Annotated in this window: 25 protein-coding genes; 12 read left to right on the forward strand and 13 right to left on the reverse strand. The window is 57.5% G+C overall.

From position 1 onward, the window contains the following. Positions 1-8 precede the first annotated feature (8 nt). Positions 9-1,211: a GGDEF domain-containing protein gene (locus B7L15_RS00915; RefSeq protein ID WP_085917169.1), complete on the reverse strand. Its 1,203-nt coding sequence runs from the start codon at positions 1,209-1,211 to the stop codon at positions 9-11. A gap of 361 nt (positions 1,212-1,572) precedes the next feature. Between B7L15_RS00915 and B7L15_RS00920 the strand changes: the two genes are divergently transcribed. The 8 genes from B7L15_RS00920 (at position 1,573) to B7L15_RS00955 (ending at position 8,902) form a co-directional block, all read left to right on the forward strand. After that, a complete protein-coding gene (locus tag B7L15_RS00920) occupies positions 1,573-3,069 on the forward strand; it encodes an NAD-dependent succinate-semialdehyde dehydrogenase (RefSeq protein ID WP_085917170.1) in 1,497 nt (498 codons plus the stop codon). 71 nt (positions 3,070-3,140) lie between these two features. Next, the gene (locus tag B7L15_RS00925; RefSeq protein ID WP_085917171.1) at positions 3,141-4,574 is read left to right on the forward strand and encodes an aminotransferase; all 1,434 of its coding nucleotides are present in this window, start codon (positions 3,141-3,143) and stop codon (positions 4,572-4,574) included. A 115-nt stretch (positions 4,575-4,689) separates the two neighbouring features. Further along, positions 4,690-5,367 (forward strand): haloacid dehalogenase type II, encoded by a 678-nt coding sequence (locus tag B7L15_RS00930; protein ID WP_085917172.1) that lies wholly within the window; start codon positions 4,690-4,692, stop codon positions 5,365-5,367. Between the two features lie 16 nt (positions 5,368-5,383). Then, positions 5,384-5,842 (forward strand): DUF302 domain-containing protein, encoded by a 459-nt coding sequence (locus B7L15_RS00935; RefSeq protein WP_085917173.1) that lies wholly within the window; start codon positions 5,384-5,386, stop codon positions 5,840-5,842. An 87-nt stretch (positions 5,843-5,929) separates the two neighbouring features. Beyond that, positions 5,930-6,277, forward strand: coding sequence for a putative quinol monooxygenase (locus B7L15_RS00940; RefSeq protein WP_085917174.1), 348 nt, complete (start codon positions 5,930-5,932; stop codon positions 6,275-6,277). A 52-nt stretch (positions 6,278-6,329) separates the two neighbouring features. Next, positions 6,330-6,797, forward strand: a complete 468-nt coding sequence (locus B7L15_RS00945; protein ID WP_085917175.1) for an S-ribosylhomocysteine lyase — start codon at positions 6,330-6,332, stop codon at positions 6,795-6,797. 245 nt (positions 6,798-7,042) lie between these two features. Beyond that, entirely contained in the window at positions 7,043-8,095 is a 1,053-nt protein-coding gene (locus tag B7L15_RS00950; RefSeq protein WP_085917176.1) for a CNNM domain-containing protein, read from the forward strand. 156 nt (positions 8,096-8,251) lie between these two features. Continuing rightward, complete coding sequence (locus B7L15_RS00955; protein WP_085917177.1) at positions 8,252-8,902, forward strand: peroxiredoxin; 651 nt, start codon at positions 8,252-8,254, stop codon at positions 8,900-8,902. 88 nt (positions 8,903-8,990) lie between these two features. On the opposite strand, the gene B7L15_RS00960 is transcribed toward B7L15_RS00955, so the two are convergent. The 10 genes from B7L15_RS00960 to B7L15_RS01005 form a co-directional block, all read right to left on the reverse strand. Then, a complete protein-coding gene (locus B7L15_RS00960; RefSeq protein ID WP_085917178.1) occupies positions 8,991-10,262 on the reverse strand; it encodes a methyl-accepting chemotaxis protein in 1,272 nt (423 codons plus the stop codon). A gap of 221 nt (positions 10,263-10,483) precedes the next feature. Continuing rightward, the gene (locus B7L15_RS00965; RefSeq protein ID WP_254902821.1) at positions 10,484-11,146 is read right to left on the reverse strand and encodes a DUF3047 domain-containing protein; all 663 of its coding nucleotides are present in this window, start codon (positions 11,144-11,146) and stop codon (positions 10,484-10,486) included. A gap of 10 nt (positions 11,147-11,156) precedes the next feature. Then, positions 11,157-11,357, reverse strand: coding sequence for a zf-HC2 domain-containing protein (locus B7L15_RS00970; protein WP_085917180.1), 201 nt, complete (start codon positions 11,355-11,357; stop codon positions 11,157-11,159). A gap of 49 nt (positions 11,358-11,406) precedes the next feature. After that, positions 11,407-11,685 (reverse strand): hypothetical protein, encoded by a 279-nt coding sequence (locus B7L15_RS19500; RefSeq protein WP_085917181.1) that lies wholly within the window; start codon positions 11,683-11,685, stop codon positions 11,407-11,409. Between the two features lie 42 nt (positions 11,686-11,727). Next, positions 11,728-12,159, reverse strand: coding sequence for a DoxX family protein (locus B7L15_RS00980; RefSeq protein ID WP_085917182.1), 432 nt, complete (start codon positions 12,157-12,159; stop codon positions 11,728-11,730). A gap of 157 nt (positions 12,160-12,316) precedes the next feature. Then, the gene (locus tag B7L15_RS00985) at positions 12,317-12,883 is read right to left on the reverse strand and encodes a sigma-70 family RNA polymerase sigma factor (RefSeq protein WP_254902822.1); all 567 of its coding nucleotides are present in this window, start codon (positions 12,881-12,883) and stop codon (positions 12,317-12,319) included. A 65-nt stretch (positions 12,884-12,948) separates the two neighbouring features. Further along, positions 12,949-13,509 (reverse strand): carboxymuconolactone decarboxylase family protein, encoded by a 561-nt coding sequence (locus B7L15_RS00990; RefSeq protein ID WP_085917184.1) that lies wholly within the window; start codon positions 13,507-13,509, stop codon positions 12,949-12,951. 257 nt (positions 13,510-13,766) lie between these two features. Further along, the gene (locus tag B7L15_RS00995) at positions 13,767-14,315 is read right to left on the reverse strand and encodes a DinB family protein (protein WP_085917185.1); all 549 of its coding nucleotides are present in this window, start codon (positions 14,313-14,315) and stop codon (positions 13,767-13,769) included. Positions 14,316-14,392: 77 nt separating this feature from the next. Then, entirely contained in the window at positions 14,393-14,638 is a 246-nt protein-coding gene (locus B7L15_RS01000; RefSeq protein ID WP_085917186.1) for a hypothetical protein, read from the reverse strand. Between the two features lie 57 nt (positions 14,639-14,695). After that, positions 14,696-16,987 carry a PqqD family peptide modification chaperone gene (locus tag B7L15_RS01005; protein ID WP_085917187.1) on the reverse strand — a complete coding sequence of 764 codons (2,292 nt, stop codon included), beginning with the start codon at positions 16,985-16,987 and terminating at the stop codon, positions 14,696-14,698. 253 nt (positions 16,988-17,240) lie between these two features. Between B7L15_RS01005 and B7L15_RS01010 the strand changes: the two genes are divergently transcribed. The 3 genes from B7L15_RS01010 to B7L15_RS01020 all read left to right on the forward strand — a co-directional run bounded on the left by B7L15_RS01010 (position 17,241) and on the right by B7L15_RS01020 (position 19,854). Continuing rightward, positions 17,241-18,212 carry a sulfurtransferase gene (locus tag B7L15_RS01010; RefSeq protein ID WP_085917188.1) on the forward strand — a complete coding sequence of 324 codons (972 nt, stop codon included), beginning with the start codon at positions 17,241-17,243 and terminating at the stop codon, positions 18,210-18,212. A gap of 220 nt (positions 18,213-18,432) precedes the next feature. Beyond that, a complete protein-coding gene (locus tag B7L15_RS01015; RefSeq protein WP_176243602.1) occupies positions 18,433-19,017 on the forward strand; it encodes a TetR/AcrR family transcriptional regulator in 585 nt (194 codons plus the stop codon). A 57-nt stretch (positions 19,018-19,074) separates the two neighbouring features. After that, positions 19,075-19,854, forward strand: coding sequence for a ZIP family metal transporter (locus B7L15_RS01020; RefSeq protein ID WP_085917190.1), 780 nt, complete (start codon positions 19,075-19,077; stop codon positions 19,852-19,854). Positions 19,855-19,866: 12 nt separating this feature from the next. Here the strand turns inward: B7L15_RS01020 and B7L15_RS01025 are convergent, their stop codons facing one another. Then, entirely contained in the window at positions 19,867-20,331 is a 465-nt protein-coding gene (locus B7L15_RS01025; protein WP_085917191.1) for a MerR family transcriptional regulator, read from the reverse strand. 68 nt (positions 20,332-20,399) lie between these two features. Here B7L15_RS01025 and B7L15_RS01030 point away from each other — a divergent pair, with 68 nt between their 5' ends. Beyond that, positions 20,400-22,538 carry a heavy metal translocating P-type ATPase gene (locus B7L15_RS01030; RefSeq protein WP_085917192.1) on the forward strand — a complete coding sequence of 713 codons (2,139 nt, stop codon included), beginning with the start codon at positions 20,400-20,402 and terminating at the stop codon, positions 22,536-22,538. An 11-nt stretch (positions 22,539-22,549) separates the two neighbouring features. Here the strand turns inward: B7L15_RS01030 and B7L15_RS01035 are convergent, their stop codons facing one another. Then, positions 22,550-23,563 (reverse strand): isocitrate dehydrogenase, encoded by a 1,014-nt coding sequence (locus tag B7L15_RS01035; RefSeq protein ID WP_085917193.1) that lies wholly within the window; start codon positions 23,561-23,563, stop codon positions 22,550-22,552. Positions 23,564-23,962: the final 399 nt, after the last annotated feature.

Raw genomic sequence — 23,962 nt, forward strand, 5'->3', positions numbered from 1 at the left:
CCAGCCAATTAGAGGCGGCGTTGGTATGGCACATCAACGGGAGTATGGTCGCTTATACGGACTTGATTGCGCCCTTCACGCTTCGCTTCGTAGAGTGCACTGTCGGCGGCGATGATGATTTCATCGAGCTTGGTATGGGTATCGACCGGCGCGGTATATCCCCCTGCGCTTATGGTTACCTGTCCTAATGGGCTTTTTTGATGGGCAATTTCCAGGTTCGCGACTTTGCTGCGAATATGCTCCGCGAGTGACCAAGCGCCGTGTGCTGACAGGTGGCAGTCTGAATGTAGGACAAGAAATTCTTCGCCACCAAAGCGGCATACCAAATCCTCTGGACTACAAGCGGAGCGAATGGCGCCGGCAACAGCTTGTAAACAGTTGTCTCCCTCGGCGTGGCCATAATGGTCATTGAAGGGTTTGAAGTAATCGATATCTACAATCACCACGGCAAAACGTTTATGCGCTGTGGGTTGTTTAAACAGCATAGTGGCGTAGTGGACTAAAGCGCGACGATTAGCCAGTCCGGTAAGAGGGTCAAGACGGGATATCTTCTCGAGCTCTGCATTCTGCATCGACAGGGTTTCGCCTAGCCGGTCTGCGTGGACTTTAGCCATATACAGTCTCAGAGATTCAGCTGAAAAACGGTAATTGGCGATGAGCGTCAATACAAATGTGGGTAAGCCAAGAGCTAAATGATTGAGTATGTAATGGCTATCGACGCCCTCTAAAAACCAAATCGTTGTGTAAAGGCAAGCAAACACAAATAGTGAGCCATACACGCTATATTCGAAGGGTGGCGTGATGACAATCGTAATGACTAAAATGAATACGAGTCCTGCATAGAAGTAATCTAGTACGCCGGGAGCCGATGAGCCAAGTAGCACTGCGCACCATACGACAGTTCCCATGCAGACGACGAGAACACCAGCAAGCTCCTTACGGCGAATAGAAACAGGACGCTTGTAATAAAAAAATAAAAAGACGGTTATGGGCCCCACAACCAATGCACGCAACAGCACTGACCGAAAAGTGACATCACGGAGTAAAAAAATATCCACAAAAGTGTAAGAGAAATAGAAAAGCGCCAATACTGTTGTTAACACAAAAAGTGATCGCAAACGCTCGTCGTGGCGATCAAGGTCGTACTGCTCCCGGACCGTTACGTTGCCGATACGCTGGGAGAGCTGTTGAAAATAATCCAGTCGATACACGAGTCCGTCCATGGTGGCCACTAACGTGAAGACATTGAGTAAGTGAAAGTATTAAATAATATTCATTTTATATCGACTAATGCCACAAAAACTTAAACTGAATCAAAACCTAAAATACATTCCCGGCGGCCATCATGATGAGTCCATCATGATGGCTCAGCTTTTTGCGACGTCTCGCCAAAAAAAAGCGTTGGAAAAGCGGTTTTGACAAAAAAACTCGCGTCATACGTCGGTCCTTTCAAAAACACTTCGTGCGCAATCTCCCTTAGGCTAGACACATCGAAACACGACGGCTCAGGGCCGTCATTTTTAATGTGCAACGGCTGTCGCCCACGCCAGGCGTCAACCAGGGGAGGTTTCCATGACCACACTATCGACTACGCTCGCCAAGCGCCTGGAAGACCCGCGCCTTTTCCGTCAGTATGCCTACGTGAACGGCAAGTGGACCCATGGCGAAGGCGGTCGCGAAGAAGCCGTGATTGATCCGGCAACCGGCGAAGCCATTGGCCATATTCCGCTGATGGAAGCCGAACAGATCACCGCGGCAGTTGATGCCGCGGAAGATGCCTTTGTGCAGTGGCGGGCACTACGCGCCGATGAACGCTGCGAGAAACTGCTGGCGTGGTATGACTTGATTCAAGCCAACCGCGAAGATCTGGCCACCATCATGACGCTGGAGCAGGGCAAGCCGCTGCCTGATGCACGTGGTGAAGTCGAGTATGGTGCGAGCTTTGTGCGCTGGTTTGCTGAAGAGGGCAAGCGGACCTACGGTAACACCATTCCCAGCCCGATTCCCAACGCCTCGCTGGGTACCATCAAGGAGCCGGTGGGCATATCGGCAATGATTACGCCGTGGAACTTCCCGTTGGCAATGATTACCCGCAAAGCCGCAGCGGCCCTGGCAGCAGGCTGCCCGGTGATCATCAAACCGGCCAACGAGACCCCGTTTTCTGCGCTCGCGCTGGCCGAATTGGCTGAACGTGCGGGGATTCCGGAAGGCATTTTCAATGTCGTGCTGGGCGATCCCCCCGAAGTGTCCAAGATTCTGTGTTCCGAGCCGCGTATTCGGGCACTGTCGTTTACCGGATCTACCCGCGTCGGACGCATCCTGATCGAGCAAAGCGCCAACACCGTCAAGCGACTCTCATTGGAGTTGGGCGGTAACGCGCCCTTTATTGTCGGTCCGGATATGGATCCCAAGGAAGCAGCCTATGCGGCGGTTGCGGCCAAGTTCCAGACCGCCGGGCAGGACTGCCTCGCCGCCAACCGTATTCTGGTGCACGAATCCATCCACGATGAGTTCGTCGCGCAGTTTGCCGAGCGCATGTCTGCACTCACCGTGGGCAATGGCCTGCAAAGTGAAATAGACCTGGGGCCCTTGATCCATCGCCAAGCGGTAGAAAAAGCCGCCTCCATCGTTGATGACGCTGTCTCTCGCGGCGCCACCATGGTAGCGGGCGATCAGAGCCAGGCACCTGGCGAAAACTTCTTCATGCCCGTGTTGCTGACCGGTGTCACGCCACAGATGAAAGTATGGCGGGAAGAAAACTTCGCCCCGGTTGCCGGTATTACCGCTTACCGCGATGATGATGAAGCGATCGAGATGGCCAACGACACTGAATACGGTCTGGCCGCGTATATCTACACCCACGATATCCGCCGCATCTGGAAGCTGATGCGCGCGCTGGAATATGGCATGGTCAGCGTCAATTCGGTGAAGATGACGGGTCCCCCGGTGCCATTCGGCGGTGTGAAGCAGTCCGGCCTTGGCCGTGAAGGCGGTGCTACCGGTATCGATGAATATCTCGAAACCAAGTATTACTGTCTTGGAGCCCTGGGCTCCGTGTCCGGGAGCTAGTCAAAAAAGCTCGCCATATTTTCAACACCCTCCCCGCTGATCGGGGAGGTTTACCGTATAGAGAGAACATTATGAGCTTGCATCAGGATCTGATTGAACGTGATCGCAACGTCACCTTCCACGCATCCACTCATCTGCGCGACTTCGCCCATGGCGATGCCCCGGGGCGCGTAATTACCGGCGGTCAAGGTATCAATATCGTGGATAAAGACGGTCGCGAGTTTATCGACGGCTTTGCCGGGCTTTACTGCGTCAATATTGGCTATGGTCGCACCGAAGTGGCCGAGGCGATCTACAAGCAAGCCCTGGAGCTCTCTTACTACCACACCTATGTGGGCCACTCGAATGAACCGCAGATTGAGCTTTCCGAGCAGATTCTGAAAATCGCCGGTATGAACATGTCGAAGGTTTACTACGGCATGTCCGGTTCGGACGCCAACGAAACCCAGCTCAAGATTGTGCGCTACTACAACAACGTGCTGGGTCGCCCACAGAAGAAAAAGGTCATTTCGCGGATGCGGGGCTACCACGGTTCCGGTATTGCATCGGGGTCACTGACCGGTCTGAAAGCGTTCCACGATCATTTCGATCTGCCGATTGAGACCATCCGCCACACCGAAGCACCGCATTACTACCTGCGCGCCGCCGAACAGCACGGCATGTCCGAGCTTGAGTTCTCGGCTTTCTGCGCCGACAAGCTGGAAGCGATGATTCTGGAAGAAGGACCGGACACGGTAGCCGCCTTTATCGGTGAGCCTGTGTTAGGCACCGGCGGCATCGTGCCGCCGCCGGAAGGCTATTGGGACGCGATTCAAACGGTACTGGCCAAGTACGATGTCCTGCTGATTGCCGACGAAGTGGTCTGTGGTTTCGGCCGCACGGGCTCTGATTTCGGCAGCCACCACTACAACATGAAGCCTGATCTGGTGACCATCGCCAAAGGCCTTACCAGCGCCTATCAGCCACTCTCCGGTGTCATTGTAGGCGAGAAAGTCTGGCAGGTACTCGAGCAGGGCACCGGCGAGTATGGCCCCATCGGCCACGGCTGGACCTACTCTGGCCATGCACTGGGCTGCGCGGCCGGACTTGCCAACCTGGCGATCATCGAGCGCGAAAACCTGGTGGGCAACGCGGCCGAAACTGGCGCCTACTTCCAGCAGCAGCTCAAGGCCACCTTTGAAGGCCACCCGCTGCTAGGTGATGTTCGCGGTGTTGGCCTGATGGCGGCGCTGGAGTTCTCACCGGATGCCAAACAGCGCCTGCATTTTGATCCGGCGCTGAAAGTTGGGCCTCGTGTGGCGGCGGCCGCCATGGAAGAGAACCTGATTGCCCGCGCCATGCCCCAGGGCGATATTCTCGGCTTTGCGCCGCCGCTGACCATTAATCGCGGTGAGGTGGACGAGATGATTGGCCGCGCCAAGCGCGCCATCGACCGTGTTACCGATGAGCTGGTGCGCGCAGGCGACCTGAAAACCGGTGAAAAGGAAGCCGCGTTTACGGTCTGATTCGTAGGGCGATAGCCAAAACGCCGCTGCCTGATTCTTGGCAGCGGCGTTTTTGTTTTTCAACGCCTCGACTATGCTAAATACACGCCATAATCCGTGAAACTAAGGAGTTTCCATGCAGCCCGTATTAGCTTTCGATGTATACGGCACGCTGATTGATACCCAGGGGGTTAAGGCTGAGCTTGAAAGACGTCTGCCCGAGCGGGATAAAGCGGCCGAATTTGCCCGCCGTTGGCGCGACAAGCAGTTGGAGTACAGCTTTCGCCATGGCTTGATGGGCGCCTATGTGCCGTTTGTAGAATGCACCCGGGAAGCCTTGGTATTCACCGACCGTGCGTTGCAAACCGGCCTCTCCGACAATGACTATGATCACCTGATGGCGGTTTATGCCGAATTGCCCGCCTTTCCTGATGTCGTGCCAGCGATTGACCAGCTTCGCGATGCCGGTATGCGTTGTGTGGCGTTTTCCAATGGCACGTCTGACGCCGTCTCGGCGCTGCTGAAACGTGCAGGCGTTGACCAGCATATGGATGACGTTGTCAGTGTTGACGATATCAAGCGCTTCAAGCCCGACCCGGCGGTGTATGCGTTTTTAAGGACCCGGTTGGAAACCCGCCCTGAAAATACCTGGCTGATTTCCAGCAATCCTTTTGATGTGATCGGAGCGACCCATGCGGGGTTGCGCAGTGCCTGGGTACGCCGCAGCTCTGATGCCCCCTTCGACCCCTGGGGAATCGAACCCGATATGACGGTCACCGATCTGGAAACCCTGGCTAACCGGCTGCTCAAATAATTGACAAGGAGGAACTATGCGCCCTTTTTATGGGTTGGGAATCGCGGTACTTGGCGGACTGTTGAGCCAGCCGGTTCTTGCCGAGCGTGACAACGGCATTGAACATGTCATCAGTGATTCAGCTTACAGCACCGTCGTGAGGCAGCTTAATACGGCGCTGGAGGATAATGGCCTGAACATTATGGCCACCGTCAATCACGGGCAAAACGCGGCCAACAACGACCTTGAGCTACCGCCTACCATGACGTTTATCTTTGGTAATCCCAAGGTCGGCACCCCCATGATGCAGTGCCAGGGAAGCGTCGCATTGGACCTTCCGCAAAAGATGGTGGTGCGCGAAACCGACGACGGCGTGCGTCTGGAGTGGAACGACCCTCACTATCTTGCTGAACGCCATGGTTTGGAAGGGTGCGATCTGCCCCTCGGTAATGTGGCGGATGTGCTACGTGACGTCGCAGAGAGCGCTGCTCAGTAAAACTGTCGAACCTTGGTCAAGTCACATTGTCCAGGTGGCGTGGCAAAGCGCATAATACGCAAGCGTTCAATGACTCAGGGTATAAGCATGTCAGAAAAAATCTATTGTGTGGCGGGTTTCAAGCCCAAGCCCGGTAAAGAAGAAGCGGTGTTTAAAGCGCTGCAGGCGTTAGAACCCAATGCGCATCGCGAAGATGCCTGCATCCACTACACCGTGACGCGACAGATCGATAACCCCTTTGCTCAGGGCACCAGCTACCCGATCGTTTTCCACGAAATTTGGGCCAGCCGCGAAGAGTTTGAAGCCCACTGCCAGCGCAAGGAAATCCAGGATTTTTTTGCCCAGCACGTTGAAGCACCCGATGGCGATATCGAAGATGCCAACGTGTGTGTGTACACCGACGAGCCCTGGGACTTCGACGCGCCAAACGTGTAGCTTAAAGGTGTAGAATAAGGTTGAGTCAATACGCAAACGGAGAGGAGCCAATATGGCCGAGCAAAAAATGAACGTTGAAAGCTTTAACCTGGACCATACCAAGGTGAAAGCGCCCTATATCCGTTTAGCTGATATCAAAGAAGGCGAAAACGGAGATCGTATTCATAAATACGACCTGCGCATTTGCCAGCCCAATAAAGGCCATATGGACATGCCTGCGCTGCATTCGCTGGAGCACCTGCTGGCCGAAAAATCGCGCAACCACACCGATAAAGTGGTGGATATCAGTCCGATGGGCTGCCAAACCGGCTTTTATATCGCGATGATCAACCACGATGACTACGATGAAGTGGTGTCCATTGTCGAGAAAACGCTAAACGATGTGCTGGAAGCTACCGAAGTGCCTGCCTGCAACGAAATGCAGTGTGGCTGGGCAGCGAGCCATAGCCTGGAAGGTGCTCAGGAGCTTGCCAAAGCCTTGCTGGAAAAACGTAGCGAGTGGACTGAAGTGTTTGCCTGAGTGGTAAAAGGAAGCAGAAGTAAAGGCTGTTAGCCAAGCGCCTCCTGACGGGAGGCGTTCTAGCTTTATGACTTCTCGGTTGACCGCATGACTGGCCGCCGCTCTCTGTCCAGGCTAATGTAATGGCTTGTCCGGTGCAGCGGTTTTCGGCTTCGACAGTGGAAAAGACGCTTTATTGAACCGCCTGTTGATTCTGGTGGTCCATGGTCCTATAACATACCTATCATTCCTTACATGAGCCTTACATGGTCCTTCTGATCACGATTGCCGCCTTCTCCATCGGTTTTTCCTTTCTATGCTCGATTCTTGAAGCGGCATTACTTTCTATCACGCCAAGCTACATCGCCAAGCAGAAAGAAGATAACCCCAAGCTTCATGCATCGCTGACGCAGTTAAAAGACAATATTGATCGCCCGCTCGCGGCTATTCTGACCCTTAATACGATTGCCCATACGGTAGGGGCCACCGCCGTTGGCGCCCAGGCCGCAGTGGTATTTGGCGAAGCCTCTATTGCCATCGTATCGGCGGTGATGACCATGCTGATTCTGGTGCTCTCGGAGATTATCCCCAAAACGATTGGGGCGACTTACTGGCGGGGGTTGTCGCCGCTGTTGCCGCGTCTGCTCAAGCCGATGATCATCATTCTGCTGCCGTTTATCTGGATGTCGGAGCAAATCACCCGTCGCCTGGGCAAGTCTGAGCACGATGTTGATCTTCGCGATGAAATCAAAGTGCTTGCCCGGGTGGGGCTGGAAGAAAAAGTCCTGGATGCCGATGAAACCCGCACCATCGTCAATATGCTCAATTTGCACGAAATTCCGGTAGGCAAGGCGATGACGCCGCGTACCGTCTGCCAGACGGTTTTGCCGCATCTGACGGTGGGAGAATTTGAAGAAACTTACAGCCATACACCGTTCACTCGCTTTCCGGTCATGGATAATGGTGAGCAGGCCTTTGGCTATGTGCATAAAGCGGATATGTATCATGCGGATGAGCACAGCATCATGAAAGACATGATGCATCCGATTGCCAGTGTGGATGTCTCAAGTAATGTGGAGCAGGTGTTTGCTTCAATGCTCAGTGACCGGCTGCACATGCGAGTGATTTACGACGAGCATGGTACCTTCGTTGGCTTGATTACCCTTGAAGACATCATTGAGACGATTCTTGGGCAGGATATCGTCGACGAGACCGACGACGTTGACAACTTGCGCAGCTACGCCAAACAGGTATGGCTGAAGCGAGTCAAACGAGAAACCAAAGCCGCTGAAAAGTCGGCTGGTTCTCATAGCGCCTAATTTTTATATACCGTCCAGAGTAATCAATGCCTTTGCTTATGCCGTTTTTATCACGGTGTGATGGTTTTGATTGGCTTGCTTAGCACTTTATGTTCTATAGTGATGGATCTGAAAGGCGCATAAAGCATTAGGGGTTTTGACCCACAGGAGGAAAACATGTCACTACGTATCAATGCAGTGGTTCCCGATTTTGAAGCCGAAACCAGCCAGGGACCCATTCGCTTTCACGATTGGATTGGCGACAGCTGGGCGATCCTGTTCTCTCACCCCAAAGACTTTACGCCCGTGTGCACCACCGAGTTTGGTGCCGTCGCCACGTTAAGCGATGAGTGGAAGAAACGCGGTACCAAGGTGATTGGTGTTTCGGTCGATGGCGTGGAAGATCACAAGCGCTGGGGCGACGACATTAAAACCGTGAGCGGCAGCGACGTTGATTTTCCGATCATTGCCGATGACGGGCTGACTGTCTCCAAGCTTTACGACATGTTGCCGGAAGACGCCTATCTACCGGATGGCCGCACGCCCGCTGACAGCGCCACGGTACGCTCGGTCTTCATCATCGGGCCTGACAAGCAGCTCAAGCTCTCCATGACCTACCCGATGACCGTAGGCCGCAACTTCGCTGAAATCCTGCGCGCACTGGATGCCTTGCAAGCTACCACCAAGCACGGCGTGGCGACCCCGGCAGACTGGACCGTCGGGCAGGATGTGATTATCCCGCCCAGCGTCTCCGACGAAGATGCGAAGCAAAAATTCGGCGATTACGAGACGGTGCTGCCGTATCTGCGTAAAACGCCGTTGAAGTAAGTTGCATCTTGAAGGCGGGGAATGAAAACCTGCCAAAAAAAGTGCCAGCCTTTCAAAAGGCTGGCACTTTTTATGATGGCCAGGAAAGCTAGCTGGCGGCTTTGAGCGTTAGCTGGTCGATAGACGACGATACATTACGCGACCCCGTCAGTATTTCATTCACGATCGTTTCAATTTCGCTGATGCTTGCCTGGCTCGACTCGCTGCGGTCTATGACTTGCTTCATGGTCTGAGTGGTGCGTGTAACAAGGTCACTGTTTTCCCTGAGCACCAGGGTAATGCTGTCGACCGCTTCACTCGACCCTTTGGCCAGTTGGCGAACCTCATTGGCAACAACGGCAAAGCCGCGCCCCTGCTCTCCGGCGCGAGCGGCTTCCACCGCCGCATTAAGCGAAAGTAAATTGGTCTGGTTGGCAATGTTGGCGATGGCCTCAGTAATCATGTTGATATTTTTTGCCTGCTCGTTGAGCGATTCAACCAGGCGTTGCGCCTCAGACAGCGCCTGGGCTGATTGCTGGGCATCCTCCAGTACACGCTGCAAGTGAGACAGGCCGCTCTGGGCAATCTGTTCGGTTTCCGATGATGTCGATTGCGCCGTCAACACTGCTTGGTTGGCAGCCTGGGCTTCCTGCATGGCCGAGGTAATGTCGGTGGCAAACTTGACCACTTTAAACACCTCGCCGTTGGCATCCGTAATCGGGTTGTAAGTCGCCTCCAACCAGAGGCTTCTGCCTCGCGAATCCAATCGCTCAAACTTGCCTTGCTTGAATTCGCCTCTGGCCAGCTCTTCCCAAAAATGCGGGTTTTGTTGATAAAACGAGGGCGGGCAAAGTTGACGATGATGCGTACCTGCCAACTGTTCATTGGTGTAGCCTACCGCTTGCTCGAAGTTGGTGTTGGCGTTGATGATGTCGCCTGTCGGAGTGAATTCAATCACTGCCATGGAGCTATCAAGCGCCTGCAGAACAGCGTCCTTGCGCGCCGCTTCCTGGTGCTCGGCCGTTACATCATTAGCGACCTTGAAGACACTGACGACACGTCCTCGTCGGTTACAAACAGGCACATAGGTAGCCTCAAGCCATATTTCCTGGCCCCTGGCATCTATGCGCTTGAACGTGCCCTGATGGCTTTCACCTTCAGAAAGCGACCGCCAGAATGATCGATATGCGGAAGAACTCGCCTCTTTTTCCGTGCAGAACAGTCGGTGATGCTGGCCTTTGACGGCTTCTCGCGAATAGCCAACCGCATCCAGGAACTGTTTACTGGCGTCAAGAATAATACCGTCAGGGGTAAACTCTATACAGGCGGTGTGTTGCATCAAGGCACGTCGATGAGCGTTAGTCGTGTTGTTAAAAATCATTGTCTTAAGTCCCTTGTCTTCTAAGCCGCCTGAGTAATCAGTGTATTGCTGTTATTTAATAGTTGTACATATCCTATACGAAAGCGGCGAGATTGACATCCCTTGTCGCCTTGAAGAGCCAACGGTAGATCAAAAAACTGTTTACATACCTCAAGATAATATTGATGGGCGGTATGCAAGATTCGGGGTATCAAGTGTCCGGGGAGTTCGAGAAGCCGTTTTTATGGGCAATTAGGCAGCTGTTTAGTCGCGGAGAACCCGAGTTGGCTAAACCAGGCGGTGGCGTCACTGCCTGAGTTGTCGCCATCGCTCATCAAGGCGACGCCGTTGATGGTGGTCACCGTGTCACCAAACAAGTTGGCAAAGTCGGCGCGCACGTCGCGTACTTCAGCGACCCATTTGCCGACCTTCGAGGTGCCGCCCTGCAAGGCCATCAATTCGGCACGGTCGGTAAATGCATTGGTCCAGGCGCTGCCAGCGTCCTGCGTGGACGACCACACATAGTTGACGGACTGTACCTGCCAGGGCAACAGCCCTGTTTTGCGAGCGACATAGACACGAGCAGGGTAGTCGTCGCCCGCCTTGGTGGTCTCATCGAGTCCCGGGTAGGTGGAATCCACCTGCCAGCACCAGTGCAGGTAGGGTGTTTCATCGAGGTCGATTTCGCGTTCCAGATAGCGTGCCGATGCCTGGCCCTGTGATTGGGCCATTAGCACCCTGGCACCATCCTTTTCGACGATCTCGTAATGGGTCTCACCGTCAAAACTGCGGGTGGGCCAGGTCATGATCTGGTTGGGCGTCAATAATATATCTGCCGTTGCCGCGCTGCTGATCGCCAGCGAACCGACGATAACCACAGCGATTTCAAGTGGGCGTATCGCCATAGCGCAACTCCTAGTCATCGGATGTCGATGTCGTTTTCAATGCGGCAGGGTGGTGTTCACCAATGGCGTGCAGCAGATCAAACTGACGGGCGCAAGCACGGCAGGCCCCACACATGGAAAGGTGAAAACGCAGCGCCGCTCGTTCCCGTAAGGTGAGCGCCTTGTCCTGCTTAAGCGACATCAAGCGTGTCGCTTCACGGCACATCAGCATAGAAGACTCCTTGGTTAGTTGAGCGATCAGGGTGAGTTAAGCTTGCCACTTATGAGGCGGCTTCGGCTTCGGCGCCACCTTCACCTTCACCCTCAGCGGCACCTTCGGCTTCGGCGCCACCTTCAGCTTCGGCTTCACCCTCAGCACCACCCTCAGCTTCGGCTCCACCTTCTGCTGCGGCCATCATGTAATAACCGGATTCAGTGGTAACGTCGGAGTAGACGGCATGCACTGCCGACCCACCGGCGACCAGGGCCAGAACGGGGACCGCATAGGCGAACCCTTTGGTCAGGCTATCCAGTAACGTTTGTCGTTTATTGTCTGACATAAAGCCTCCTTCACAAAGGCATGAGTTTATTAGGTTAAGTTTTTAAGCATTATTGCCTTTGGCTAGCAGATAGATTGCCATCATAGCGAGCGTCACCTGGAACATCATGCCTCCCAGCGGGTGCGAAGCGGTGGACATAAAGTGCCACTGCCCCCAGTGCACCATGAAGATGGCACCGAGCAGGATGGGCACCATACCCAGCGCACCTAGGCGAGTTATGAGGTCGCCCAAGCGACTCTTCATCAACCCACCCAGGACGACAAGCAAACCGGTGCCAATCTCACCTAGGGCAACAAGAACGCCAAGAATTAGCGGTAGGCTCATTGTGGCCGAAAATGCGGCAATCCCTGAGCCCATGAATTTGTCGATTCCCATGAAAATAAAGACACTGGCCAAGCCCAGGCGCAACAACCAGTGCGCATGGCGTTCTATTAAAGATGCCTCTAGGGAGCGTGTGGTCGTATCGTTTTGCATTTGATTGCCTCCTCCTCAATGCCAAGCCTTATTGATCTCTTAGCGATTTTTAGCTGCTAGCCTTCAAAAGCCATCAAGCCGTGCTTTACAGGTCTTAGTGGGCAAGAGACGTAAAACTTTACAGCGGATCGCATATTTTGAGGGGGAGGGGGAAGCGTTAGGCTAACCAGCCTTTTTCAACACAGTGGCGTAACTTTAGCCTAGCTCGATGCAATATGACCCAGCAATTGGTCTCTGTTATGTCCAGTATCTGGCATATTTCCTGCGTTGAAAGCTCCATGAGTTCACGCATCGTGAAAACGCGAGCCGTGTTTTCCGGCAGTGCTATGAGGCAGGCATCCAGTACTTTCCAAAATGCCGTGTTTTCTAGTATCTGATCGGGGTCGCCCCATGGCGTTGGACGATTCGCTGCCCGCCAGCGTCCGTTGTCCTGAAAGAGGCTTTCCAGTGCATCGTCCTCACTCTGATCATCATTTTGCCACGCGACATAGCGGTCTTGCTGGCGGAATCTTTCGAGAATCTTGTTTTTGAGTATGCCGAAGACCCAGGTCTCGAACGCGGAACGCCCGGCAAAGGTATCGTGCTTTTCCAGTGCGGTGACCAGCGTGTCCTGCACGGTATCCTCGGCTGCGGTGTTATCGCGTAGCTGTAAGCGAGCGAAGGCGACGAGCTTGGGTCGCAGCGCCGCAATATGTTCATCGGGTGAGCGCATGGCGGTTGTCACGTTAGTCCTCACCGACAAGATCTGATAGCAGAAAAGTGTTCATGCTCATACTCGCCTCTGATCCCTTATGACGTGGGGGCTTCCCACGCAAGCGGCCTGAGCTCTTCGTTGAGCGGTGTGCCGGCAAGGTGGTTAGTGTAGTTCGAGAGTGTTTTTAGCGCGCAGGCAATGACCAACTCGAGCACCTGCTGATGGGTGAAACCTGCTTCAAGGAAGGCATCCAGCTCGGCTTGCTCGGCCCAGCCACGCTGAGCATTCAAGTGGCGTGCAAAACGCGTCACGGCGGCCAGTTTGTCATCGTTGGGTGTCTTGCGGTCGCGCAGATCCTTGACGATCTCGTCGTCGGCGCCGGCTTGTTTAATGCCACCGGTATGGGCGGCGACGCAGAATGCACAGTGGTTATCGGCGCTGATGGCGAGCAGGGCCGCCTGCTGTTCCACCGGGCTCAGGCTGGTCTTGGCATAGATGCCGTCAAGGGTCATATAGGCGTCGAGAAGCGTCGGCGCCTCGGCCATCTTGGCAAAGATATTCGGCAGGAAGCCCATTTTCTTTTCGGCGGCTTTCAGGTTTGCCTGCGCGGCTTCGGGGGCGCTATCGGCGGTGTGTAAGGGGGGGAAATCGGCCATGTCGCTCTCTTTGGGTTGATAAAAAACGGTTGCTGCAGTATCGCTGCATTGTACTCATTGATTATGGAACAATTGGTTCAGAATTGACAACAGGCGCGATGAGGGTTCTGTCATGTATCTTTCGTTGAGCGTTGGTGGCCGGAATCTTTATTACCACGCAAAGGCAATCGTGTAGTGTTCCACTGGAATTGAACAGGGATCGAGTAGGTGATGTGGCGAATGGAAACGCGCTTGGAAGTGGGGTGGCGCGTAGATTCTCAAGAGCCTGAATGCTGTAGCTCCCAGTAACGTAGCGTCGATGGATGAACGCCGAAGTGCTCGGGTAGCGCGATGCCCAGCTGTTCGCAGAGCAGGCCCAGCAGCGCCATATGGTGAATGCTGTGGCTGGTTAAAAATGCCAGCTCCCGGCCCAGGCTGGTGGGCAGTGCTACCGAATCGTCAACGTCACCCTCAACCGGATAGCTCAGCGTTAGGGCGGCATCGTGTTGCATGGTCGCTAATGCCTTGAGCCCCGCCTGAAGCGCTTCAGTCCGGTCACTCGCATAGCCAGGCTGGGTTTCCAGCGCCGCTTCCCGCGGGCGATTTTCATAGTCAAAGATCGCCTGGGTAGATGTCGTCGCGCAGGCATCCAGCAGGGTTTGGTAGTGCTCAAGGATATGGCGAACGTGCTTGCCCAGCGACTGAGTCCCCTTGGCGCCGAGCGAGCGCTGGTAATCGTGTGCCGAAACGCGGCCCAGCAGTTGGGCGAGCTGCGCGAGGGTTTGCACATTTTCGTCAATCAGTGGCGACAGTGGTGATGTCGACATGGTCGTTAGCCTCCCGGTGAAGTGTGCCGGTGCGGACACCGGCACAGAAGCAGTTATCTTGGTGGGCAAGGCCGGTGTTAGCCGGCTTCGGCACCGCCTTCGCCTTCTCCTTCACCTTCCATTTCTTCCTCGCCTTCGCCCTCAGCGCCACCTTCTGCCAGCATCATGGGCGCTTCCTGCATCGAGGTGAATCCGTCGGTGGGCTCGTCGGCCTGGGCCTGAAAGGCCAGACCACCTGCGACCAGCGCAAGGGCGGGGGCGGTATAGCCGAACCGACGGCTAAGGCGGCTCAGTAAACGACGTTTAGCTTCGTGTTGAGACATGAGGCTTCTCCTTTTGGTGTGACAAGCAAATGCGCCAGATGGCGCGACTTCCTGCCGCTATACCGCGGCGTGGGAAGAGGGTGAAAGCGGTGTCCGGTCAAGCCACTGGCCGACGGCCTCGACCTGCGTGCTGGCCAGCCGCGCACAATGCGCGCCCTGAGTCATGTGCTGCAGCGCGGTCAAGGCGTCAGGGCTTAAGCCTTGTGGGTGTTCTGCGGTTTCCAGGGTCGCGGGGAGCAAAGCGCCGAGTAACTCGAGCGACGACGGCGCCTCCGGGCTGTCGCTCGGGTCGGTATCAAGCCATAACAGCCCAACGCAAGGGCCGCGTTCCTGAAACAGAAACCCGGCATCACCAAGCGGTAGATTAAGCGGTTCCAGGGTGCCCGGTACGGCCAGCGAAAGGCGTGCCCCGCGCGTCAGGGCAAGGGCGTTCGGTTCCGACACTGCCTGGAGCGTGTCCATCGCCTGGGCAGGCTCCTGGTCGGGCACCACGCAGACGACATGCCCCTCCGGCCGACTCAGCAGGACAACGTCGAGTACCAGCTGCCCGTCCCTGGTGGCGTGGGACAAGCAGTGCTGGGTGAGGGCAGGGACGATGTCGTCGAGGTGCAGGCGGGAGCGAATCACGCGGCTGTCGCTGGTCAGGCAGTAACCGTTGGCGCTTTCCAGTATATGCAGCGACGTGTCAGGGGCGTTGCCGTCGGCGTCCAGCAGCGGCGCCAGTGTCTCGGCAATGCGCGCTGCCACGGGGCCTTGTGGCGCGCTGATCGACCAGAGGCGCTGATCAAAAAACAACGTACCGCGCCAGGTGGCGGGACGCTCGCGCGCGGGTGACGCCGTGTCGGGCACTGAAGTGTCGCTATCCCCGGGCGCCAGCAGCCCATGTTGCCACCATAGCGAGAGCGTCGCCCAGAGGTCGCTGGCCAGGGTGTCGGCATCGACCTGCCCGCCGCTAGCCGCCTGGAGCTGCTCGAGTACGCTCTCGAGCGGCGCGCCTTCGCTGACCAGCAGCCAGATCAGTGCCGCGCTGTCATTAAGCTGAAAGTAGCGACCACTGGGGTGGTGGTAAAGCGCCAGCCGCTCGCCGTCGATCAGCTCGCTGACGTCCTGGCCGTGGTAAGACAGGCTCAGCGGAGCGAGCTCGGACGCCAAACGGTAATCGGCAAGGCTGGGTAGCCCGACAAAGGGTAGGTAGCGATGGCCGTCCCGGGTCGGGTAGAGCAGCACGAAGCCACCCGCCCGTTCACGCTCGGCCGCCAGTGCAGCGGCATCGAAGGTGGCCTCGTCGCGGGGCGGCTGATCAAGCCCGGTCAGGGCGATCATGTCCTGCACCAGGCCGGTTTTGACGGCCTCTTCGACTACGCCGCCGTGCTCGGGCTTGGCGCAGGTGCCCAGCGAGGGGCTCAGGTTGCACTCCAGAATCCAGGGCTTGAGCTGGTCGTCGACCAGGCAGTCCAGGCCGATCAGCTCGTAGCAGCCCCGCGGGTCGGCGTCGTCTTCCCGGGAGCGGGTGCGCATCGCCTCGACGCCGGACAGCGCGGTCAGCGTGGCCAGATCCTGAAGCTGGCTAAACAGCGCCTGGTCGTCGTGGCCCTGTTCGCGAAGCCAGTGGCGATAGCGGTCAAGGTCGATAAACTCCACCGGAATCTCGGCGTCCAGGTTGAGCGCGTTGATGTCGGGGTTGGTCAGCTGGCTAAAGGGATTGTCGATGTCATCCGGGCTCCACGGCGCCGAGGCCAGCTTGGCAAAGCCCTGGTCGTAGAGGTACACGCGTAGCGGGTCGATGCTGGCAATCAGCATATAAAGGCGCAGCACGTACTTGTGGCCGCGGATGGTGTGCGGGTTGGCAACGTACTCCTGCACCAGCCAGTTGGGTTCCAGCGGCGCGCTGGTCGGATCGCGCAACACCTGAACCCCTTGGCCCTTGGACGCATTGGTCGGCTTCAAGATCCAGCGCTTGTCGGGATGCGCGGCGGCGTCCTCGACCAGCGCCGGGTAGTCGTGGGGCATTTCATAGGCGCGCGGGAAGAAATTCAGCCGTTCCGTGTTGGGATGCGCCTCCCCAAAGTGGCGCCGGGTGCGTTCGCGCAGCCCTCTCAACCCCGCATGCAGGCGGCTTTTGACCGTGAGCGCGGCGTTGCCGGGAATATGGTTCATCACGCGGCTGGGAGACGTCGCCTTGAATGCCGCCCTGGGCGGCATGCCGGTGACCCAGGCTGCCTGCCACTGCGCGTCGTCGCCTTGCTGCCAGCCCTTGGCTTCCAGCGTCTGGCGAAAAAAAACATCCTGCTCGGCATGGCGTTTGCCGCTCAGCCAAAAGCGTGGCGGGGGAGTAGCGTGCGCGCTCATCCTGGGCTCCTTGTCGGGTCGTTACCAGTGAGTGGTCGATCAGCGCGATTGCTTACACAACATTTTCAGCGATTGTGAAAAGCAGACCCTGCACCGATGCCACGACCATTGGTATGTTTATCTATACGGTTATGCCAAAAAAGCATTTTGATAATGGTTTTATATCACCCACTATCATATTAATGTACCAATCGTTCTTTTGCCTGTTTTACTCAGGTCGATGAGCGTTGCTCGCGACCGCAATGGAGGTTTTATGTCCCGCTTACTATTGGGCCTGATCGGCGCCCTGGGGTTTTCCGTCCAGGCCCTAGCACTTGAAGAAACGCCGCTTGAAATGACGCCGCTGGTGGATGCCCAGTGGCTGAACGAACACCTTGATCAAGAGGAACTTGTGGTACTGGATGTGCGCTCGTCCATCGACGATGGTGGCGATGCCGAGAGCTTTGCCGAGGCGCGCATTCCGGGCAGCCGTTATTCAAGCTACACCGATGACGGCTGGCGCGAAACCCGCGACAGCGTTGCGGGCTTGATGCCCGAGGTGAGCGATCTGGAAACGCTGATTGGCGACCTGGGGATCGATAACGACAGCGCGGTGGTGATTGTGCCCGCCGGTACCGGCGCCACCGACTTCGGCAGTGCAGCGCGGGTGTATTGGACGCTTAAAGTCCTCGGCCACGACGATGTTGCCATCCTCAACGGCGGCTTTGCAGGCTGGGAGCAGCAGGGTTTTGACGTGGCAAGCGGCGAGCCTGAGCCCTACGATGCCGCCGAGTTCGACGCCACACTCCGTGAAGAGCTGATTGCGTCAACCGAGGACGTGGAAGCCGCCCGGGAAAGCCAGGCGCAGCTGGTCGACGCCCGGCCCGCCGACTATTTCGCCGGTGACAACCAATCCTCCGCGGCACGGGTCGCCGGTACGATTCCGGGCGCGCGGAGCCTGCCCCACCAGTCGCACCTGAACGACCAGAACGGCGCTTACTATCTGGACGTCGAGGGTCTGCAGTCGCGCATCAATGCCGTGGAGCTGGATAGCAGTGAGCGCACGATTGCCTTCTGCAACACCGGTCACTGGGCTGCTACCGACTGGTTCGTGCTCAGCGAAGTCGCCGGGTTCGACAATATCGCCATGTATGACGGCTCGATGGCCGCCTGGACCCTCAGCGATTCCCGCCCGGTGCAGCTTGCCCGCGAAGGCATCAAGCAGGTGAGAGAACTGCTGAACTAAGCTTTCAACGCCCTCTGGACGCATCCCATCCCCGGTTCGGCCAGGCCGCGCCGGGGATGAGCGTTGCGGTTTCTTCGTTGGTGGCCTCGTGTCGCTTTTCCTCGCCCCGCGATCAATAGGGGCGCTGACTCCCCTAATGCCCCTGCGGCATGTTAGATTGATGTTCCAGATCGTGATTGCCCTGTTGAATAGTGGGCGACAGCTTCCAAGAGTGGTGACGATGACCATCGGCAGACCCCTACAGCATCAGCCTGAAGAAGCGCTAAAGGCCGCGGTTAACACCTTCTGGCGCTCCGGTTACTACCATACGTCCATGCGTGATCTGCTGGACGCCATGGCGCTGTCGCGCAGCAGCCTGTACCAGGCGTTCGGTAACAAAGAGGCGCTGTTCCTGTTAGCCCTGCAGAATTATCGCGAAGAGCTGTTGGCGTCGCTGGCCGAACAGTTGGACGCTGCCGATAGCGCCTGGTCGTTTATCGAGCAGCTTTTGCATTCAGCCGCTGATACCGACAGCCAACAGGCATCGCTCGGCTGTTTGCTGTTCAATTCTGCCACCGAACTGGGCGGAGAAGACTCGCTTCCGGCTCAGACTGCCCGGGACAGCGTGGCCAGCATCAATGCATTCTTCTCCGAGGTGATCAAACGCGCTCAGCGGGAAGGCAGCATAACTGATACGCGGGATCCGGACAGCGCCGCGCAATTCTTGACGCTGTCCATGTCCGGTTTGCGGCTGTTGATGAAGAGCGGGGCTTCTCAGCAACAGGCACGGCAAACGGTAAACTTTATTCTGCGCGGGCTGGGGTAGGCTAGACTAGACATAACCCCCGGCGCTGATTCTCTAGATACAAGGCCTGCTTGGCGCATGGAAAATACGTTTTTACTAGGTTTCTTGGGTAGCCTTGTGGCCGGGTCGTTGACAGCCGTCGGCGCACTACCGGTATTGCTGGGCAAAACGCCTGACCGCGGCTTTCGTGACCTGGCACTGGGGTTTGCCGCTGGCGTCATGCTGGCGGCGTCATTCTTTTCACTGATCATCCCGGCGCTGGACGCCGCCGAAATCTACTATGCGGGTGGCCCTGTGCCTGCCGCCATCGTCTGCGCGGCGATTCTGCTGGGCATGGGCGCGATTGCGCTGCTCAATGAGCGCCTGCCCCACGAGCATTTCCAGCAGGGCCGCGAAGGCCCCGAAGCTGCCTCGCTGCGGCGGGTCTGGCTGTTCGTGTTTGCCATTGCCATTCATAACCTGCCCGAGGGCATGGCGGTAGGCGTTGGATTCGGCGCCAACGGCCTGGAGGGCGGCATGCCGCTGGCGATCGGCATTGGCCTGCAAAACATACCGGAAGGGCTGGCCGTGGCGATTGCGCTCATGGGTGAGGGGTATTCACGGGTTCGCTCGTGGACGATTGCTGCGCTCACTGGACTGATCGAGCCTATCGGCGGCCTGTTCGGCGCCAGCATTATCAGCGTCTCGCAGATATTACTGCCCTGGGGCATGGCTTTTGCCGCCGGGGCCATGCTCTACGTGATCAGCCATGAAATCATTCCCGAGACCCATCGCTGCGGTCACCAGAAGAAGGCGACCTTTGGTCTGGCCATCGGCCTGGTGATCATGCTGTTCCTCGACGTGTGGCTGGGGGCATGACGCGCCGCCGTATTAGCGTAGCGCCTCCGCGCCGCCATGGGCGGCATCGTGGCTGCACAGCCGGTGGTCGCTCAACACCTCGATAATCCGGCACTGAGCCACGCTGTCGCCGTCGCACTGGGCGACCGTCCGCTTCAGTTCGTCGCGCAGAACCATCAGCCGCTGAATGCGCGATTCCACCTCCGCCAGGTGCCGCCTTGCCAGGCTATCGACCTGCTCGCACGGCTGGCTCGGGTGATCGGCCATATCGAGTAACTCCCGCACGGCCTCCACCGAAAAACCAAAATCCCGCGCGTGTCGAATAAACATCAACCGCTGAACCGTAGCCTCGCTGTAGCGCCGCTGGTTGCCATCATTACGCGGGGCGGCGGGTAGCAGGCCGATCTTCTCGTAATAGCGCACGGTCTCCGGCTTGCAGTGGGTCCGGCTGGCGAGTTCGCCAATGCCGATAGCGGCATGGCTGGACGTGTTGGTCATGGCTTGAACCTCTAGTGACTACAGGTATTACGCTATTCCCACGATAGCCGAACGGGAAGGATGATGCCATGACCACTCGCCAGCAAGACACCCGCGACACCGCGCGTCTGAACGTCCAGGGCATGGACTGTGGCGGCTGTGAACGCAAGGTAGAGGCAGCGCTAGAAGGGTTGTCGCAGGTTGAAAAAGTCAGCGCCTCAAGCATGAGCGGTACGGTAAGCGTGACCGCTTATGCCGATCAGGCGCTGGACCATGACGCCCTGACACACACCCTGTCCAAGCTTGGCTATCCGGTGATTGACGCCTCACCATCCACGGCATCGACGCCGCGCTGGTGGGGAACGGCAAAAGGACGGCTGGTACTGATCAGTGGCGCACTGCTGGTAATGGCGTGGCTGTTGGCCTGGCGTCTGCCCGAAGTGGGTGCCTGGCCATTCATCTTGGCCACGCTGATCGGATGGGTGCCAATCGGGCAAGCCGCCTGGCGCTCACTGCGCATGGGCAATCCTCTGACCATTGAAATGCTGATGAGTATCGCGGCCCTGGGGGCTTTAACCATCGGGGCCGCCGCTGAAGCGGCCATGGTGGTGTTCTTGTTCGCGGTGGGTGAGCTGCTCGAAGGGGTGGCGGCCGGGCAGGCGCGGCGGCGCATCGCGGCGCTAGGCAATCTGACGCCGGCGACGGCGCGTCTGCTTGAAGGGGAAGCCATCCGCGATGTAGCAGCTGATACGTTGACGCCCGGCCAGCGGGTATTGGTGCGCCCGGGGGACCGCGTGCCTTGCGATGGGCGTATTGTCGCAGGAACCTCCCAGCTCGATGAGTCGCCTATCAACGGCGAGTCGGTGCCCCGGCAGCGTGCCACCGGCGAGGATATCTGGGCGGGCACGGTCAATCTCGACGCGGCGTTAGAGGTGGAAGTCACTCGGGGGGCTGCTGACAATACTATTGCCCGGATTATTCACCTGGTCGAAGAAGCACAGGGCGCCAAAGCGCCAGTGGCGCGCTTTATCGACCGGTTTGCCCGCTGGTACATGCCATTGGTCGTCGGTGTGGCCGTGCTTGTCGCGGTGGTGCCGCCCTGGCTGACCGGGCTTGCCTGGTCCGAGTCGATCTACCGGGCGTTGGCACTTCTGTTGATTGCCTGTCCGTGTGCGCTGGTCATCTCGACGCCGGCGGCCATTGCCGCGGGGCTTTCAACCGCCGCGCGGCGTGGTCTTTTGATCAAGGGCGGTGCCGTGCTTGAACAGCTGGGCAAGCTCCAGCGCGTGGCGGTGGATAAAACCGGGACCCTGACCGCTGGTGCGCCCAGCGTGACCGATGTTGAAGCATGGACCGAGTCGAGCGAGGACGAGGTAGTCAGGTTGGCCGCCGCGCTGGAGCAGGACTCAAGCCACCCGGTGGCCCAGGCCATTGTGCAGCATGCAGAGCAGTTGGGGCTGTGGCTTGGCAGGGCATCCGAGGGGCAGGCTCAGGCCGGGCAGGGTGTCAGCGGTCGGTTCGAGGGCCGGCAGTTAACCCTCACAAGCCCGCGCCATTGGCAGGGGACCGAGACCCAGTCAGCGCGAATTGCCGCGCTGGAAGCAGAGGGTAAAACGGTGGTCCTGTTGCTGGCTGAAAGCAAGGCACTTGGCGTGTTGGCACTGCGCGACGAACCCCGTGAGGATACGCCAGCCGCGATTGAGGCGCTCAAACGCCTGGGCGTCAGCGTGGTGATGCTCAGCGGCGATAACGCGCGCACGGTGGCCGCCATGGGTAAGCAGTTGGGTATTGAGGCCGAAGGCGAGCTGATGCCCGAGGACAAGGCCCAGCGGGTGCGGGACTGGCAGGCCCAGGGACTGGGGACCGTGGGTAAAGTGGGTGACGGTATTAACGATGCCCCGGCGCTTGCGGCCGCCGACGTGGGGATCGCCATGGGCGGTGGAACCGATGTGGCGTTGGAAACCGCCGATGCGGCCTTGCTGAAGAACCGTGTGATGGGGGTTGCCGAACTCATCGCGCTGTCCCGGGCGACACTGAACAACGTCAAGACCAACGTGGCGCTGGCGCTGGGCTTCAAGGCGTTGTTTCTGGTGTCGACCGTACTGGGCATCACCGGCATGTGGGTGGCAGTAATGGCTGACACCGGCGCTACCGTGTTGGTCACGCTTAATGCGATGCGCCTGTTGGGCTACCGGTTTCGCTCACCGGCCGTTACTGAGGGCCGGTGAGCGGTAGCTGCTTAATGACCGACGTAGTCGACCAGTGCGTCGGCAAAGGTATCGGTGGTGCCGGTGCCGCCCATGTCCGGGGTGACCATATCGCGGCGGTTTTCCAGCACGTCGCGAATCCCCTTGCGAATGGCGGTGGCTTTGTCGTCCATGTTCAGCTGGTCGAGCATCTGCGCCGCGGCCAGCAGCAGCGCACAGGGGTTGGCGATCTTCTTGCCTTCGATATCCGGCGCGGAGCCGTGCACAGCCTCGAAGATCGCCGCTTTTTCGCCGATGTTGGCGCCCGGTGCCAGGCCAAGCCCGCCGACCAGACCCGCACAAAGGTCTGACATGATGTCGCCAAACAGGTTGGTGGTCACCACGACGTCGAACTGATGCGGGTTCATGACCAGTTGCATGCAGGCGTTATCGACGATCATCTCCTGGAATTCGATGTCGGGATATTCCTCGGCGATTTCCCGGGCAACATCCAGGAAAAGCCCTGAGCTGGTCTTGATGATGTTGGCTTTATGCACGGCAGTGACTTTCTTGCGGCCGTTGCTTTTCGCCAATTCAAAGGCATAACGCACAATGCGCTCGGAGCCTTTACGGGTCACCTTGATGACTGACAGGGCGGTATTGCCATCGTCGATATATTCCTGGCCATCGGCGAGGTAAGCCCCTTCGGTGTTTTCCCGCACGGTGATCATGTCAATGTTGTCGTAGCGTGACTGAGTACCGGGAAAGCTGATGGCAGGGCGCACGTTGGCGTAAAGGTCGAAGTGACGGCGAAGCTGCACGTTGATCGAGGAGAAGCCTTTGCCAATCGGCGTGGTGAGCGGGCCCTTGAGCGCGATACCGTGTTTTTCGATGGCATCCAGCGATGCCTGAGGAATCAGCGTACCGTGTTTTTCCAGCGCGCCAAGTCCTGCATCGATAAATTCGTAATCCAAACCGCAATCCAGGGCATCCAGCACGCGAAGCGTGGCGTCCATGATTTCGGGGCCGATACCGTCGCCTTTGATCACTGCTATGGAATGGCTCATCTACTGCTCCTCTTCTCTCGGCGGGGGTGCCGCTTCAACGTGGAAAGTTGGGACTCGATCAGTCGATATATTGCGTTGCAATGGTACGCCAAAGTGATGGGCTTGGGCACCCTGCGGTCGTCGAACATGGTGCCTTCCTGACCGTTGTCAAAGAACGCCAACGGCGATGGCCGGGTGCAGCGTGGTAAAATTACTGTTATAATCTTGCGCCTTCTGCCGCCGCCCTTATTTTCAGGGCAGGCATATAGACGAATCCGTGTAGATGACACAGTGACCTTGTTTATGACATTGCCGGCATTTGCCACCTCAGGGCTGATGACTCCACCCTAGGCCTCCCTTCCTATTTTGCTTTGCATGACGCCTTCACCCGGCTGTCATCGCATGGCGGTATCTTGCATA

This window comes from Halomonas sp. CSM-2 (genome assembly GCF_002119345.1).
GTDB lineage: Bacteria > Pseudomonadota > Gammaproteobacteria > Pseudomonadales > Halomonadaceae > Vreelandella > Vreelandella janggokensis.